Genomic DNA, 14773 nt, shown 5'->3' on the forward strand with positions numbered 1-14773 from the left:
ATTAAGAACAAACCTTTGAAAACCTTGCTATGAATTTAGTGTGATAGTTTCATCTAGTGATGATGGCGAAGAGGATACACCGGTTCCCATTCCGAACACCGCAGTTAAGCTCTTCAGCGCCGATGGTACTTGGGGTTACCCCCTGGGAGAGTAGGACGTCGCTAGGTAATATTCCTCAGTAGCTCAGTGGTGGAGCAACCGGCTGTTAACCGGTAGGTCGTAGGTTCAAATCCTACCTGAGGAGCCAATTTTATAAACTAAACCGTTCAGATTATCTGAACGGTTTTTTTGCATTACGCATACTCCTTCCATTTCCGGCTAAAATACTACTTACTATATAAATCGGAGATGAGTGCATTGTTCTATTACCCTGTGGATGATAATATAAAACTAAAACTTCTTGAAAAACACCACGGAAAGGAACTATATGATTTAATTGAAAATAATAGGTCTTACCTAGAACACTGGTTGGAATTTGCTAAGGTCCTTAATTCGACTAGTGACTGTGAACGATTTATAGTAAAGGCTCTAAATAAATTTTCTCAAGGCTTTGAAGTACATATGGGAATATGGGTGGAACATACTCTAGTGGGAGCTATATGTATTATAAATATAGATAAAAACTGTAAAAAGGCAGAGCTAGGTTATTATTTAGGTGAACAGTATCAAGGTAAAGGATATGTAACTAAATCCCTAAAGTCTGTTATCAACAGCCTATTTAATGAAAGAAAATTAAACAGACTAGAAATCCGCTGTGCCGCTGAAAACACAAAAAGTATAAACATAGCTGAAAAGTTAGGGTTTAGTTTAGAGGGCAAGCTAGAAAAAGCCGAAATGTATAATGGCAGATTTCATGACCTAATGATTTATGGATTAATTGAAAAAAACTATTGATATTAATCATCAATATGGTATAATCTAATTAGGAAAATTAAATAGTGATATATATCTTCAGGGCAGGGTGAAATTCCCGACCGGCGGTACAGCCCGCGACCTCTTTCTTTAGAGAAAGAGCTGATTCTGGTGAAACTCCAGGGCCGACAGTAAAGTCTGGATGGAAGAAGATAAATTATAGGTGAGTACTTTTTTTGTGTACCTCATCGGTTAATTTGAATTTATTGGACCCCTGATATATATCGAGGGTCTATTTATTTTTTCCTAATAAAAAAATATTAGGAGGAATTTTACCATGCAAATTGTTTCAAAAGTAAACAATAAAAAAAGAGTAAACATCAAAACTTTGATCAAAGTATCATTATTAGGAGGAATAGCATTTCTTATCTATGCACTTAATTTCCCTGTTTTTTTTGCCCCAGGGTTTTTAAAGTGGGATCCTAGTGAAATACCTGCACTGATTGCTGGATTCTCTCTAGGTCCAGTTGCGGGAGTGGGAGTTATTTTTGTAAAAAACATAATTCATTTATTTAAAACAGAAACATTTGGTGTAGGTGAGCTATCAAACTTTATTATAGGTACATCTTATGTACTAACAGCTTCCCTAATATACAGATACAATAAGACAAAAAAAGGTGCATTGTTAGGATTGGCAGTAGGTACAATAGCTATGACTATTGCTGGAGCACTTTCTAACTACTATATGATTATCCCGTTTTATGCAAAAGTTATGGGGTTCTCTACTGAGGCTATCATTGGTATGGGAACAATTGTTAATAAGAACATAGTTGATATGAGAACATTAATAATTTTGGGAATAACTCCATTTAATCTATTTAAAGGAGTAACTGTTAGCGCTATTACTCTTTTAATCTATAAAAAAGTTGCCCCGCTATTAAATAAATAACACCCTAAGAGCCGAGATTTCTCGGCTCTTTTTATATGTAGCATCAATACATACTTCTTTGAACTTGTAGGGGTTCCCCTTGTGGTGACCTGAACCATTGCCACTAAATTCACTAAAAATCTCTACACTAACTGACACTAAAATCAATAAAATCTTTTGTGTAAGTTAGTGAATTCTTGACTTAATTAGTAGTGTCATTAGTGGCTAGTGTTTTTAATCCTCATCCTAACCCTCAAAACTAACCCCAGAATCCCCGTGATCTCTTTTAATATTCTGCGTTCGGCTCCTATGGACCTAAAATTTTTTATAAAATATACAGTAATTTACATTGACACAATAAAATAATTAATGGTATAGTAATCTTCGTTGCTTAACACAAGCAACATTTTAATATTCAAAATAAAAAACGCCTAAAGTAACAATATAGGCAAACAACACTTTGAAAAAAATAAAATAAAAAAGTGTTGACAAAATAGGTCAAAAATGATAAGATAGTTTTTGTCGCCGAGAGGTGATGAAAAAAAAAGTAGCACGAGCAGACAGTTCTTTGAAAATTGAACAGCACTATACCATAAGAAATACAACTTGGTAAAAGTTAATTTCGAATTTGAGTTTAAAGTGATTACATGGGTGAACGAAGTTCACCTGAGGCCAGACGAAAGTCTGAAGTCAGTAATCAACGCATTAAGTTATTAGTATTTAGCTAACTGCTAACTGCCAATAGCGAACTGCGAATGATATAACTTTTCAATTTAATGGAGAGTTTGATCCTGGCTCAGGACGAACGCTGGCGGCATGCCTCACACATGCAAGTCGAACGGAGTTTAGTAGAAAGCTTGCTTTTTACTAAACTTAGTGGCGGACGGGTGAGTAACACGTGGGCAACCTGCCCTACAGATCGGGATACCATCGGGAAACTGATGTTAATACCGGATACGCTTCATGAATCGCATGGTTTATGGAGGAAAGATTTATCGCTGTAGGATGGGCCCGCGGTCCATTAGCTAGTTGGTAGGGTAACGGCCTACCAAGGCGACGATGGATAGCTGGTCTGAGAGGACGATCAGCCACACTGGGACTGAGACACGGCCCAGACTCCTACGGGAGGCAGCAGTGGGGAATATTGCGCAATGGGGGCAACCCTGACGCAGCAATGCCGCGTGAAGGATGAAGGCTTTCGAGTCGTAAACTTCTGTCTAGAGGGATGAATAATGACAGTACCTCTGGAGGAAGCCCCGGCTAACTACGTGCCAGCAGCCGCGGTAATACGTAGGGGGCAAGCGTTGTCCGGAATCACTGGGCGTAAAGCGCGCGTAGGTGGTCTAGTAAGTCAGATGTTAAAATGCGGGGCTCAACCCCGTAATGCATTTGAAACTGCTGGACTTGAGGACAGGAGAGGAAAGTGGAATTCCTAGTGTAGCGGTGAAATGCGTAGATATTAGGAGGAACACCAGTGGCGAAGGCGACTTTCTGGACTGTACCTGACACTGAGGTGCGAAAGCGTGGGGAGCAAACAGGATTAGATACCCTGGTAGTCCACGCCGTAAACGATGGGTACTAGGTGTAGGGGGTTTAGATACCCTCTGTGCCGCAGTTAACGCATTAAGTACCCCGCCTGGGGAGTACGATCGCAAGATTGAAACTCAAAGGAATTGACGGGGGCCCGCACAAGCAGCGGAGCATGTGGTTTAATTCGAAGCAACGCGAAGAACCTTACCAGGACTTGACATCCTCTGAAGCTATTAGAGATAATAGTGTCCCTTCGGGGCAGAGAGACAGGTGGTGCATGGTTGTCGTCAGCTCGTGTCGTGAGATGTTGGGTTAAGTCCCGCAACGAGCGCAACCCTTATCTTTAGTTGCCAGCAAGTAATGTTGGGCACTCTAGAGAGACTGCCGGTGATAAACCGGAGGAAGGTGGGGATGACGTCAAATCATCATGCCCCTTATGTCCTGGGCTACACACGTGCTACAATGGCCTGAACAACGGGAAGCGAAGGAGTGATCTGGAGCAAATCCCTTAAAACAGGTCTCAGTTCGGATTGTAGGCTGCAACTCGCCTACATGAAGTCGGAGTTGCTAGTAATCGCGGATCAGAATGTCGCGGTGAATGCGTTCCCGGGCCTTGTACACACCGCCCGTCACACCACGAAAGTTTACAACACCCGAAGCCGGTGGGCTAACCTTTTAGGAGGCAGCCGTCGAAGGTGGGGTAGATGATTGGGGTGAAGTCGTAACAAGGTAGCCGTATCGGAAGGTGCGGCTGGATCACCTCCTTTCTAAGGAGACACTGATATCGCATTAAGCGATATCTACTTCTTATCGCTGCTAAAGCTATGCTTTAGTCAGCATCGTACTTCATTTTTATCAAGAATGTTCACCTTGTAAAAATGGATACGTACCTTAATTTACAAAACAAAATCACAACTCAAAAGAACTGGTATGTACGTTTCCAGTTTTGCAAAAGTGAACATTTTTTGCAAAACTAGAACACGTTTTTTGCAAACAGAAAATCACTGTTTGCAAAAGTGCTGTTTAATTTTGAAAGAATTAATTTTCTTTCACAAATGTGGGGGTGTAGCTCAGCTGGGAGAGCACCTGCCTTGCACGCAGGGGGTCAGCGGTTCGATCCCGCTCATCTCCACCACTAATTCTAAAGCTTCGCTTTAGAATTTACCAAAAAAGGACCCGATACCTTTTTGCAAAGAATGTTCGCCTTTGCAAAGCTCTTGATCTTAAAAGACTAAGAGTTTGCAGAACGACTTCTTAAGGATCGATCCAAAATAACAACGCTTTAAAAATGCTTATGCATTTTTAAATATATGATCTTTGAAAACTACACACGAAATTCAATAAGCAAAGGTTAGTTAACTATTAATTTAGTTAACGAAAAACAAAGAGTGTTCTTAGAGCAATAAATGATCTAGTAAACTATGCAGGTTTGTACTAATAATGTTCGTTTCCATTTTTACAAAAGTGAAGCATTTTTTGTAAAAATAGAACACGTTATTTGCAAACGAAAAGCATGTTTACAAATTTGGTCAAGTTACTAAGGGCGCACGGCGGATGCCTTGGCGCTAGGAGCCGAAGAAGGACGTAGCGAACTACGAAAAGCCACGGTAAGCTGTAAGCAAGCCTTGACCCGTGGATCTCCGAATGGGGCAACCCACTATGGTTAATACCATAGTATCACTACCTGAATACATAGGGTAGTAGAAGGCAACCGGGGGAACTGAAACATCTAAGTACCCCGAGGAAGAGAAAGAATAATCGATTCCCTAAGTAGTGGCGAGCGAAATGGGAAGAGCCTAAACACATGTGATGTAAGACTGCAATCGTTGTTACATGTGGGTTGAGGGAGCAATTGTGGTATCTTGCAGGATATCAAGGTAGTTACAAAAGTTAATTTTAGACGAACTGTTTGGAAAGACAGGCCGTAGAAGGTGAAAGCCCTGTAGTTGAAAAGATTAACCCTACCTAATTGCCACCCGAGTACAGCGGGACACGTGAAACCCCGTTGGAATCTAGGAGGACCACCTCCAAAGGCTAAATACTACCTAGCGACCGATAGTGAAGCAGTACCGTGAGGGAAAGGTGAAAAGAACCTCGGAAGAGGAGTGAAAAAGAACCTGAAACCGTGTGCCTACAAACAGTCAAAGCCCCATACGCGGGTGATGGCGTGCCTTTTGTAGAATGAACCAGCGAGTTACGTAGTCAAGCAAGGTTAAGTGGTAAAGCCACGGAGCCGAAGGGAAACCGAGTCTTAAAAGGGCGTGAAGTTTGGCTGCGTAGACCCGAAACCGGGTGACCTACCCATGGCCAGGGTGAAGTTTTGTTAACGCAAAATGGAGGCCCGAACCCACTAATGTTGAAAAATTAGGGGATGAGCTGTGGGTAGCGGAGAAATTCCAATCGAACTCGGAGATAGCTGGTTCTCCCCGAAATAGCTTTAGGGCTAGCCTCGGAATAAAATAGTGGAGGTAGAGCACTGATTGGGCTAGGGGCCTTACCAGGTTACCGAACTCAGTCAAACTCCGAATGCCACATATTTGTTTTCCGGGAGTCAGACTATGGGTGCTAAGGTCCATAGTCGAGAGGGAAACAGCCCAGACCATCTGCTAAGGTCCCAAAGTATAAGTTAAGTGGAAAAGGATGTGGGATTGCACAGACAACCAGGATGTTGGCTTAGAAGCAGCCACCATTTAAAGAGTGCGTAATAGCTCACTGGTCAAGTGATCCTGCGCCGAAAATGTAACGGGGCTCAAACTTATCACCGAAGCAATGGATGATGTAAATCATGGTAGGGGAGCGTTCTATTTGCGCAGAAGCTGTACCGTAAGGAGCAGTGGAGCGAATAGAAGTGAGAATGCTGGTATAAGTAACGAAAAAAGATGTGAGAATCATCTTCGCCGAAAACCTAAGGTTTCCTGAGGAAGGCTCGTCCTCTCAGGGTAAGCCGGGACCTAAGCCGAGGCCGAAAGGCGTAGGCGATGGACAACTGGTAGAGATTCCAGTGCCACCAAACTTCGTTTGAGAGATGGGGTGACGCAGGAAGGTAGGTTATCGCACTGTTGGTTATGTGCGTCCAAGCTTTTAGGGAGAGTAGATAGGCAAATCCGTCGACTCATAATCCTGAGGAGTGAAGGGGACCCGAATGAGGGGAACTAACTGATCCTACACTGCCAAGAAAAGCCTCTATCGAGAAGTAAGGTGCCCGTACCGCAAACCGACACAGGTAGGTAAGGAGAGAATCCTAAGGCGCTCGGGAGAACCTTCGTTAAGGAACTCGGCAAAATGACCCCGTAACTTCGGGAGAAGGGGTGCCTCATTATGGTGAGAGAATTTACTTCTTAAGCTAGAAGAGGCCGCAGTGAATAGGCCCAAGCGACTGTTTAGCAAAAACACAGGTCTCTGCTAAATCGAAAGATGAAGTATAGGGGCTGACGCCTGCCCGGTGCTGGAAGGTTAAGGGAAGAGGTTAGCGCAAGCGAAGCTTTGAACCGAAGCCCCAGTAAACGGCGGCCGTAACTATAACGGTCCTAAGGTAGCGAAATTCCTTGTCAGGTAAGTTCTGACCCGCACGAATGGCGTAACGACTTGGGCACTGTCTCAACGAAGGACCCGGTGAAATTGTAGTACCTGTGAAGATGCAGGTTACCCGCGACAAGACGGAAAGACCCCGTGGAGCTTTACTGTAGCCTGATATTGAGTTTTGGCATTTTATGTACAGGATAGGTGGGAGGCTGAGAAAGTAGCACGCCAGTGTTGCTGGAGCCACCCGTGGGATACCACCCTTAAAGTGCTGGAATTCTAACTGTGTACCGTTATCCGGTACTAGGACAGTGTCAGGTGGGCAGTTTGACTGGGGCGGTCGCCTCCTAAAGAGTAACGGAGGCGCCCAAAGGTTCCCTCAGAATGGTTGGAAATCATTCGAAGAGTGTAAAGGCAGAAGGGAGCTTGACTGCGAGACCTACAAGTCGAGCAGGGACGAAAGTCGGGCTTAGTGACCCGGCGGTACCGAGTGGAAGGGCCGTCGCTCAACGGATAAAAGCTACCCCGGGGATAACAGGCTTATCTCCCCCAAGAGTCCACATCGACGGGGAGGTTTGGCACCTCGATGTCGGCTCATCGCATCCTGGGGCTGAAGAAGGTCCCAAGGGTTGGGCTGTTCGCCCATTAAAGCGGTACGCGAGCTGGGTTCAGAACGTCGTGAGACAGTTCGGTCCCTATCTGTCGCGGGCGCAGGAAGTTTGAAAGGAGCTGTCCTTAGTACGAGAGGACCGGGATGGACGAACCTCTGGTGTACCAGTTGTCATGCCAATGGCAGTTCTGGGTAGCCAAGTTTGGTCGGGATAAGCGCTGAAAGCATCTAAGCGCGAAGCCCCCCTTAAGATAAGACTTCCCATTCCGTAAGGAAGTAAGACCCCAGAAAGACTATCTGGTTGATAGGCTAGGAGTGTAAGGGTAGTAATACCTTCAGCGGACTAGTACTAATCGGTCGAGGACTTGACCTAAATATTTAAGCTGTCAGCTGACAGTAGTCAGCAGTCAGGAAAAACTTTAAGAATAAAACCTTTGAAAACCTTGCTATGAATTTAGTGTGATAGTTTCATCTAGTGATGATGGCGAAGAGGATACACCGGTTCCCATTCCGAACACCGCAGTTAAGCTCTTCAGCGCCGATGGTACTTGGGGTTACCCCCTGGGAGAGTAGGACGTCGCTAGGTACTTAAAAAGCACAACTCAAATGAGTTGTGCTTTTTTTCGTGTAGGTTTTGCCTTTGGCAAACAGGTTCAGCTTCGCTGACAGGGTTGCCTTCGGCAACAGGTGTTGCTTTGCAACAAGGAAGACCTCAGTGTTAAAACAAAGCTATTGGATGAGGTTTTGAATTTGTAGGGGTTCCCCTTGTGGGGACCTGACATTCAAAATTTTACTATAGCTAATCTTTTGTGGTTTTACATAACACAAGCAAAACATTTGCCACTGATAACACTGAAAATCTTTTTAATAAGATCTCACTAAAAAGATTAAAAATACTTAAACACTCCCACTAACTGCACTAAAAATCCCTACACTAAATTCACTATAAAGGTTTTTACTTTTTTGTGTAAGTTAGTGTAAATTCTTGACCTATTTAATAGTGCCATTAGTGGCTAATATTTTAAATTACTCATTCTAATCCTCCAAAACTAACCCCAGATTCCCCGTGATCCGCGTAATCTCTTTTAAAATTCCCCGCTAGGCTCCTTTGAACTTATATTTTTCCTGACTGCTGATTGCTGACCCCTAAAAACATACCTACTCCCCCTACCTTTACCTATGATTCAGTAATTATCCCAAAATAAAGGAAATTTTTCCTTTATGTCGAATTAATAAAAAATACATTAAAAATAGGTAAAGGGGTACTGATTGTTGTGAGCTACTTATACTCTACTAAGCAAGATTGCTTAAACTGTAAAAAACAATTTGAATCATTAAAAGTTAGGTCAAAAAATTGTATAGTAACACATAAAGACTCAGATTTTTGTACTTACTATAAGGATGCTGCAAACCCATACTTTTATGAGGTATTTGTTTGTCCTGACTGTGGATTTGCTTTTACTAATAATTTTAGTAATAAAATATCAGATGATAAACGGGAGATATTTAGGCAAAAGGTCACAGAGAACTGGTACAAGAGGCAAAAGTATTCTTTTGCACGAAACCTAGGTGCTGCAATGGAAGCTAACAAACTAGCACTGCTTACAGCTAAGATAGTTGATGAGAAAAGTTGGGTTACTGCAGGTCTAGCATTACGTCTAGGATGGCTATATAGATATCAAAAAAAGCAAGAAGAGGAACTAAAATTTCTTACCATTGCCAGAAATCTTTACTTAAATGCATATGAAAATGACGGGCTAAGAGGCTATGAAAGTCCTGAAATAAACATCATCTATCTATTAGGAGAGTTAAGTGCGAGAGTTGGAGATTATGACGAAGCCATAAAGTGGTTTAATAAAGTTACTGAGCATGAAACAAAGGAGCTTCACAAGGCAATAGTGAACCAAGCTAGGGATAGATGGCAGGATGTAAGAAATGAGTTAAAAAAAGCATAAATACGCACTTAAAAAACAATCTTTACTAACCCGAAGTCCAGAATCTTCACGTATTAAACATACAATACGGTTCTGGGCTTTCTTGCGTAGTAACCTTAAAGCTTTTAAAACTCTAATGCTTAATTATTTCACCTTTTACTTTACTCAACTAAAATGGTATAGTATAATTATGAAAAATTTACTAGTTAGTAGCTGTTTTTTAGGAAATCGTTGTAAGTATAACGGTGGTCACAATAAGGACGAGAGAATATTGTCCCTAAGTAACAAAATGAGAATTATATCAGTATGTCCTGAAGTATTAGGTGGATTAAGCACTCCTAGGGAGCCTGCAGAAATTGTAGGAGGTGACGGTTTTTCAGTATTAAAAGGACAAGCAAAGGTAAAAAATATAAAAGAGCACGATGTTACAAAAGAGTTTATTAAAGGTGCGTACGAAACTCTAAAAATATGCAAAGAAAGCAATTGCACACTCGCTCTATTAAAGTCCAATAGCCCATCATGTGGAAGTAAAAAAATTTATAGTGGTGATTTCTCCGGTACTAAAATAAATGGCATGGGAGTAACAGCGGCATTACTGACTATAAATAATGTTAAAGTTGTTTCAGAAAAGGAGGATATTTATGGATTACTTAAAGGAAATTGAAAACAGAGTTACTTTCTTAAGAGAGTATGTTGAAAAGGCAGGAGCTAACGGTATTGTTCTTGGGATAAGTGGAGGGAAGGATAGTGCAGTTGAAGCTGCCCTAGCAAAAAAAGCATTTCCAGATACTACATTCGGTGTTATTATGCCTTGTCATAGTATGCCTATGGATACAGAACACGGTAAAATTTTATGTGAAAGTCTCGGTATTCAGTATACTGTGGTTGATCTTTCTAGTACATACGACGACTTATTAAACACCATTCCTGTAGGAATAAATGATCTTTCAAAGGCCAATATAAAGCCAAGGCTTAGAATGACTACATTGTATGCCATTGCTCAATCACAGAACGCCTTAGTATTAGGGACTGGAAATAGAACTGAAATCGTTTTAGGATATTTTACAAAACATGGTGATGGGGCATGTGACATTAACCTCATCTCCGACTTAACAGTTGGCCAGGTATTTGCCATGGCAGATGCGTTAGATATTCCAAAGGAAATAATAAATAAGCCTCCATCAGCTGGTCTTTGGGAAGGTCAAACCGACGAGGAAGAGCTTGGTTTAAAATATGCGGATGTTGATAATTATATTTTAACCGGTGAAGGATCCCCAGAAGTAATTGAAAAAGTAGAGAGGCTCTACAAAACTACTGAACATAAGAGGAACACTTTTGCAAAGTACAGAGACATAGCACTCTTAACTAATAAAATGTAATAAATATGTAAGCAAATTTTGATTTAATGGTAACATTAGTGTTGTATAATCTAGTTACCAACAAAACTAAAACCCCCGAAAAAACCACATCCCCGTGTGGCTTTTTTCATTTATATGGAAATATATTATTTCGTATTTGGCTTATGCAAATTAAATTAACCCTGACCCCTAACTGACATACTCTTCAAATACTCTCCTAAATATGCTAAAATAGAGAAAGAATTATTTTGGTTTATTTGAAAGGAGAGAATTACTTATGGCGGGCCATTCTAAGTGGGCTAATATAAAACATAGAAAAGGTAGAGCAGATGCTCAAAGGGGCAAGGTCTTTACCAAAATTGCTAAAGAAATAATGGTAGCAGTAAAACAAGGTGGAGGAGATCCAGAAGCCAACTTCAAACTAAAGCTTGCCATACAAAAGGCGAGGGTCAACAATATGCCCAATGACAACATAAAAAGAGCTGTACAGCGTGGCTCAGGGGAATTAGAGGGAGAAAACTATGAAGAAGTAGTTTATGAAGGCTATGGCCCAGGGGGAGCTGCAGTATTTTTAGAAATATTAACTGACAATAGAAACAGAACAGCACCTGAAATAAGACATATTTTCTCAAAAAACGGAGGAAGTCTAGGTGAAGCAGGTTGTGTTGCATGGATGTTTGATAGAAGAGGTTTATTGGTAATTGAAAAAACAGATGAAGTAGACGAAGAAGAAATCATGTTAGAAGCCCTTGAAGCTGGTGCAATAGATGTAAAAATAGAAGAAGACAGTATAGAAATTATAACTGTACCAGAGGATTTTGAAGAAGTTAAAAATACTCTAAGTGATAGGGGATATAATTTTGTTATGGAGGAAGTTACAAGAATTCCCCAAAACACAATAAAAATTGAAGGAAAAGATGCGGAAACCATGGAAAAATTACTGGATATTTTTGAAGACCATGGTGATGTGCAAAATGTTTACTCAAATTTTGAAATGTAACATGTATAATGGATCACCCTGTGGGGATAATAGCCCAAAGGGTGATTTTATATGTTTAAAAATAAAAATAATGATGATAACAAGTTAAAAAGTCTAAAAAGATCACAGATTCTAGTTATTTCTCTGCTAGGGATATTTGTATTGGTTTTAGTAACCTTCGGTATATTGATAATATTGCCAACAACGGATACAACTACCCCCGAAACGCCATTTACTCAGCCTGTATATATAACACCTACAACAGAAATCACTGTTATAGAAAAGTGTATACATTGCACAAACCAAAGGGACATAATAAATCAAGAACTAGCAGATGAAATTCGAAGAAATGGTCATATGATTCAACAGGATTTAAAAGGTTTTTTAGTAAGTCGCTTAAACCTTGATAGTGACTATGACCCAATAAAGTTGTTTACCACTAAGGAAGTAATTATTCAATATGAGATTGAACAATGTGATCTTTGTAAGGACGAGGACTACGTTTTTATGGTTTATGAAAATGAACAATTATCCTTCTATCAAGGGCTCCCTGAAAAAAATAATATTATAAAAACCATATCAGAAGAAGTTTTATTTATAGATAAAGAAAAAGAGGAAGAATACTCTCAAGGTATCAAGATGGGTGAAGAAATCTTTTATATAGGGATATATGAAAACTCCTTTGGAGTCTACCTATCAGAGCCTGTAAATGGGCAGGATCCTCTGTTTATATTTACGAATCTTACAGTGAGAAGTGACTTACATTTTATACTAATAGATGAGAAACCAAAATTTACTAACTACGAAGAAATGTTAGACTTAATAGAGGCATATGCTGGTAACCACTAAACCCGACAAATACTTGTCGGGTTTAGTTTTGTTTACCCTGTTGTACAAAACATAAGTTTGGTATAAAATTATAAAAGGAGGGATGACTGTGAGAATAATGGGAATAGACCCAGGCCTTGCAATAGTAGGCTTTGGGGTAATAGATATAGAAAATAGAAAAACAAAAGCTATCGACTATGGAACAATCCAGACAGAAAGTTCAATATGTTACACAGATAGGCTACTTTGTGTGGCTAACTCTCTAAAAAAACTGCTAGACATATATAAACCAGATGTTGTGGCCGTTGAGGAATTATTTTTTAATAAGAATACAAAAACGGCATTTGCGGTTTCACAGGCAAGGGGGGTAATTTTACTAACAGTATTACAAGAGGAAATACCCCTGTATGAATATACTCCCTTGCAAGTAAAACAAGGAGTTGTGGGATATGGGCGAGCATCAAAACAACAGGTACAGATCATGGTCAAAACGTTATTAAACTTAAACGATATACCTAAACCTGATGATGCAGCGGATGGCCTTGCAATCGCAATTTGTCATAGGAATTTTTCCAGTCTTAATACTATAACACAACAGGGGGTAATAAAATGATAGCTTTTGTACGGGGAATACTACACAGTCTAGAAGAAGACAATGTAGTGGTGGATTGTGGACAGATCGGCTATAGAGTGTTTGTACCAACCATAACAATTACCCATCAACAAGGACAAGAAATTTTTCTACATACATATCAGCATGTTAAAGAAGACGGAATCACCCTATATGGGTTTATAGAAAAAAAGCAACTAGATGTTTTTAAAAAGTGTATAACCGTATCTGGAATTGGACCTAAAAGTGGTCTGGGTATAATAAACCAACTATCCATAACTGAGATACTAACTGGAATACAATCAGAGGATTATACGATATTTACTAAAGTGTCAGGCATAGGCAAAAAAACTGCCCAAAGGCTTGTGCTAGAATTAAAGGATAAGTTTAAGGAAGAAACACTTATTCAAACCACACAAAAGGCTTCAAGTACAGGGGCCTCCAATGTTGTAAACCAAGCATTAGAGGGGCTAATTGGTCTAGGATATAAAAGAAATGAAGTTGAGCAAATTGTTAAAAACATGGCAAATAGTGGTGCCGCAGATGTCAGCGAAATTATAAAATTAGTACTAAAAGAAAAAGGCCTAGGGGGAAGATAGATGGAAGGTAGAATTGTATCTGCAAAGGTTCAAGAAGAAGATAATACAGAGCTTTCCCTGAGACCTAAATCACTATCTGATTATATAGGGCAGACAAAAGTAAAAGAGAACATGTCTATATTTATTGAAGCTGCAAAAAGAAGAAATGAACAATTAGATCATGTATTACTCTATGGACCACCGGGGCTAGGGAAAACTACCCTAGCCAATATTGTGGCCAACGAAATGGGTGCAGGGTTCAAAATAACTTCAGGCCCTACCATTGAAAGGGCAGGGGATTTAGCAGCCATTTTGTCAAGTTTGCAGCCATTTGATGTGCTATTCATTGACGAAATTCATCGTTTAAATCGTGTGGTTGAAGAAATACTATACCCCGCCATGGAGGACTTTTCCTTGGATATTATGCTTGGTAAAGGGCCAGGTGCACAGTCTGTTAGGATAGATATACCGCCTTTCACGTTGATTGGTGCAACAACAAGGGCTGGTTCACTTTCTTCTCCACTGCGAGATAGATTTGGCGTTATGTCTAAGCTTGAGTTCTACCAACAAGATCAGCTAACTGAAATAATTAAGAGAGCAAGTAGTATCTTAGGTTTACAAATAGATGAAGAAGGAGCAACTGAAATTGCCCGAAGATCTAGGGGCACCCCAAGGATAGCCAATAGAATCTTAAAGAGAGTAAGGGATTTTGCTCAAGTAAAAGGTAATGGCAAGGTGGACTTACTAACCGCTCAAAAGGGATTAGAACTTTTAGAGATAGACGAACTGGGTCTAGATAAAACCGATAGAAGTTTACTTGAAGCCATTATAGACTGCTTTGACGGAGGCCCAGTTGGGATAGAGAGCCTAGCAGCAACCATAAGCGAAGAGGTAACAACCATAGAAGATGTGTACGAACCCTTTCTTCTACAGATAGGTTTAATAAATAGAACACTAAGGGGTAGAATTGTAACAGAAAGAGGATATAGGCACCTAGGAAGACTAGACCAATTTAAAGTAAAGGGTGATGATAACTGTTAGGAAACG

At 40.4% G+C, this 14773-nt stretch carries 10 protein-coding genes, 2 tRNA genes, 4 rRNA genes and 1 riboswitch; all 16 genes read left to right on the forward strand.

The features are described from left to right. Positions 1-52: 52 nt before the first annotated feature. Positions 53-167: ribosomal RNA gene (gene rrf, locus HYG86_RS13510) — 5S ribosomal RNA — on the forward strand. 5 nt (positions 168-172) lie between these two features. Beyond that, positions 173-247: transfer RNA gene (locus HYG86_RS13515), tRNA-Asn, on the forward strand. Between the two features lie 110 nt (positions 248-357). Beyond that, entirely contained in the window at positions 358-894 is a 537-nt protein-coding gene (locus HYG86_RS13520) for a GNAT family N-acetyltransferase (RefSeq protein ID WP_213166121.1), read from the forward strand. Between the two features lie 49 nt (positions 895-943). Then, positions 944-1070: riboswitch (FMN riboswitch) on the forward strand. Between the two features lie 119 nt (positions 1071-1189). Then, a complete protein-coding gene (locus HYG86_RS13525) occupies positions 1190-1801 on the forward strand; it encodes an ECF transporter S component (RefSeq protein WP_213166122.1) in 612 nt (203 codons plus the stop codon). A 752-nt stretch (positions 1802-2553) separates the two neighbouring features. Next, positions 2554-4077: ribosomal RNA gene (locus tag HYG86_RS13530) — 16S ribosomal RNA — on the forward strand. A gap of 292 nt (positions 4078-4369) precedes the next feature. Then, positions 4370-4445 (forward strand) — tRNA-Ala (locus tag HYG86_RS13535). A 392-nt stretch (positions 4446-4837) separates the two neighbouring features. Continuing rightward, positions 4838-7812, forward strand: a 23S ribosomal RNA gene (locus HYG86_RS13540). 98 nt (positions 7813-7910) lie between these two features. Then, a 5S ribosomal RNA gene (gene rrf, locus HYG86_RS13545) occupies positions 7911-8025 on the forward strand. The 16S, 23S and 5S rRNA genes sit together here with 1 tRNA gene alongside, the layout of an rRNA operon. 688 nt (positions 8026-8713) lie before the next feature. Then, complete coding sequence (locus tag HYG86_RS13550) at positions 8714-9394, forward strand: DUF2225 domain-containing protein (protein WP_213166123.1); 681 nt, start codon at positions 8714-8716, stop codon at positions 9392-9394. Positions 9395-9563: 169 nt separating this feature from the next. Beyond that, on the forward strand, positions 9564-10037 hold the full coding sequence (locus HYG86_RS13555) for a 2-thiouracil desulfurase family protein (protein WP_213166124.1): 474 nt from the start codon (positions 9564-9566) through the stop codon (positions 10035-10037). Beyond that, on the forward strand, positions 10015-10752 hold the full coding sequence (nadE, locus tag HYG86_RS13560) for an NAD(+) synthase (RefSeq protein WP_213166125.1): 738 nt from the start codon (positions 10015-10017) through the stop codon (positions 10750-10752). Before HYG86_RS13555 ends, nadE begins: the two co-directional genes overlap by 23 nt. Positions 10753-11008: 256 nt before the next feature. Beyond that, entirely contained in the window at positions 11009-11731 is a 723-nt protein-coding gene (locus tag HYG86_RS13565; RefSeq protein ID WP_213166126.1) for a YebC/PmpR family DNA-binding transcriptional regulator, read from the forward strand. A 51-nt stretch (positions 11732-11782) separates the two neighbouring features. Continuing rightward, complete coding sequence (locus HYG86_RS13570) at positions 11783-12559, forward strand: hypothetical protein (protein WP_213166127.1); 777 nt, start codon at positions 11783-11785, stop codon at positions 12557-12559. A gap of 88 nt (positions 12560-12647) precedes the next feature. Continuing rightward, positions 12648-13151 carry a crossover junction endodeoxyribonuclease RuvC gene (gene ruvC, locus HYG86_RS13575; RefSeq protein WP_213166128.1) on the forward strand — a complete coding sequence of 168 codons (504 nt, stop codon included), beginning with the start codon at positions 12648-12650 and terminating at the stop codon, positions 13149-13151. Continuing rightward, positions 13148-13747 carry a Holliday junction branch migration protein RuvA gene (gene ruvA, locus HYG86_RS13580; RefSeq protein ID WP_213166129.1) on the forward strand — a complete coding sequence of 200 codons (600 nt, stop codon included), beginning with the start codon at positions 13148-13150 and terminating at the stop codon, positions 13745-13747. Before ruvC ends, ruvA begins: the two co-directional genes overlap by 4 nt. Next, positions 13748-14767: a Holliday junction branch migration DNA helicase RuvB gene (gene ruvB / locus HYG86_RS13585; protein ID WP_213166130.1), complete on the forward strand. Its 1020-nt coding sequence runs from the start codon at positions 13748-13750 to the stop codon at positions 14765-14767. Positions 14768-14773: the final 6 nt, after the last annotated feature.

The organism is Alkalicella caledoniensis, from assembly GCF_014467015.1.
In the GTDB taxonomy this organism is placed as follows: Bacteria; Bacillota; Proteinivoracia; order Proteinivoracales; family Proteinivoracaceae; genus Alkalicella; species Alkalicella caledoniensis.

Excerpts from the sequence above, each read along its gene's own strand:
- HYG86_RS13570 (WP_213166127.1), top strand. The coding sequence starts at position 11,783 with ATGTTTAAAAATAAAAATAATGATGATAACAAGTTAAAAAGTCTAAAA.
- HYG86_RS13555 (WP_213166124.1), top strand. The coding sequence starts at position 9,564 with ATGAAAAATTTACTAGTTAGTAGCTGTTTTTTAGGAAATCGTTGTAAG.
- ruvB (WP_213166130.1), top strand. The coding sequence starts at position 13,748 with ATGGAAGGTAGAATTGTATCTGCAAAGGTTCAAGAAGAAGATAATACA.
- nadE (WP_213166125.1), top strand. The coding sequence starts at position 10,015 with ATGGATTACTTAAAGGAAATTGAAAACAGAGTTACTTTCTTAAGAGAG.
- HYG86_RS13565 (WP_213166126.1), top strand. The coding sequence starts at position 11,009 with ATGGCGGGCCATTCTAAGTGGGCTAATATAAAACATAGAAAAGGTAGA.
- HYG86_RS13525 (WP_213166122.1), top strand. The coding sequence starts at position 1,190 with ATGCAAATTGTTTCAAAAGTAAACAATAAAAAAAGAGTAAACATCAAA.
- ruvA (WP_213166129.1), top strand. The coding sequence starts at position 13,148 with ATGATAGCTTTTGTACGGGGAATACTACACAGTCTAGAAGAAGACAAT.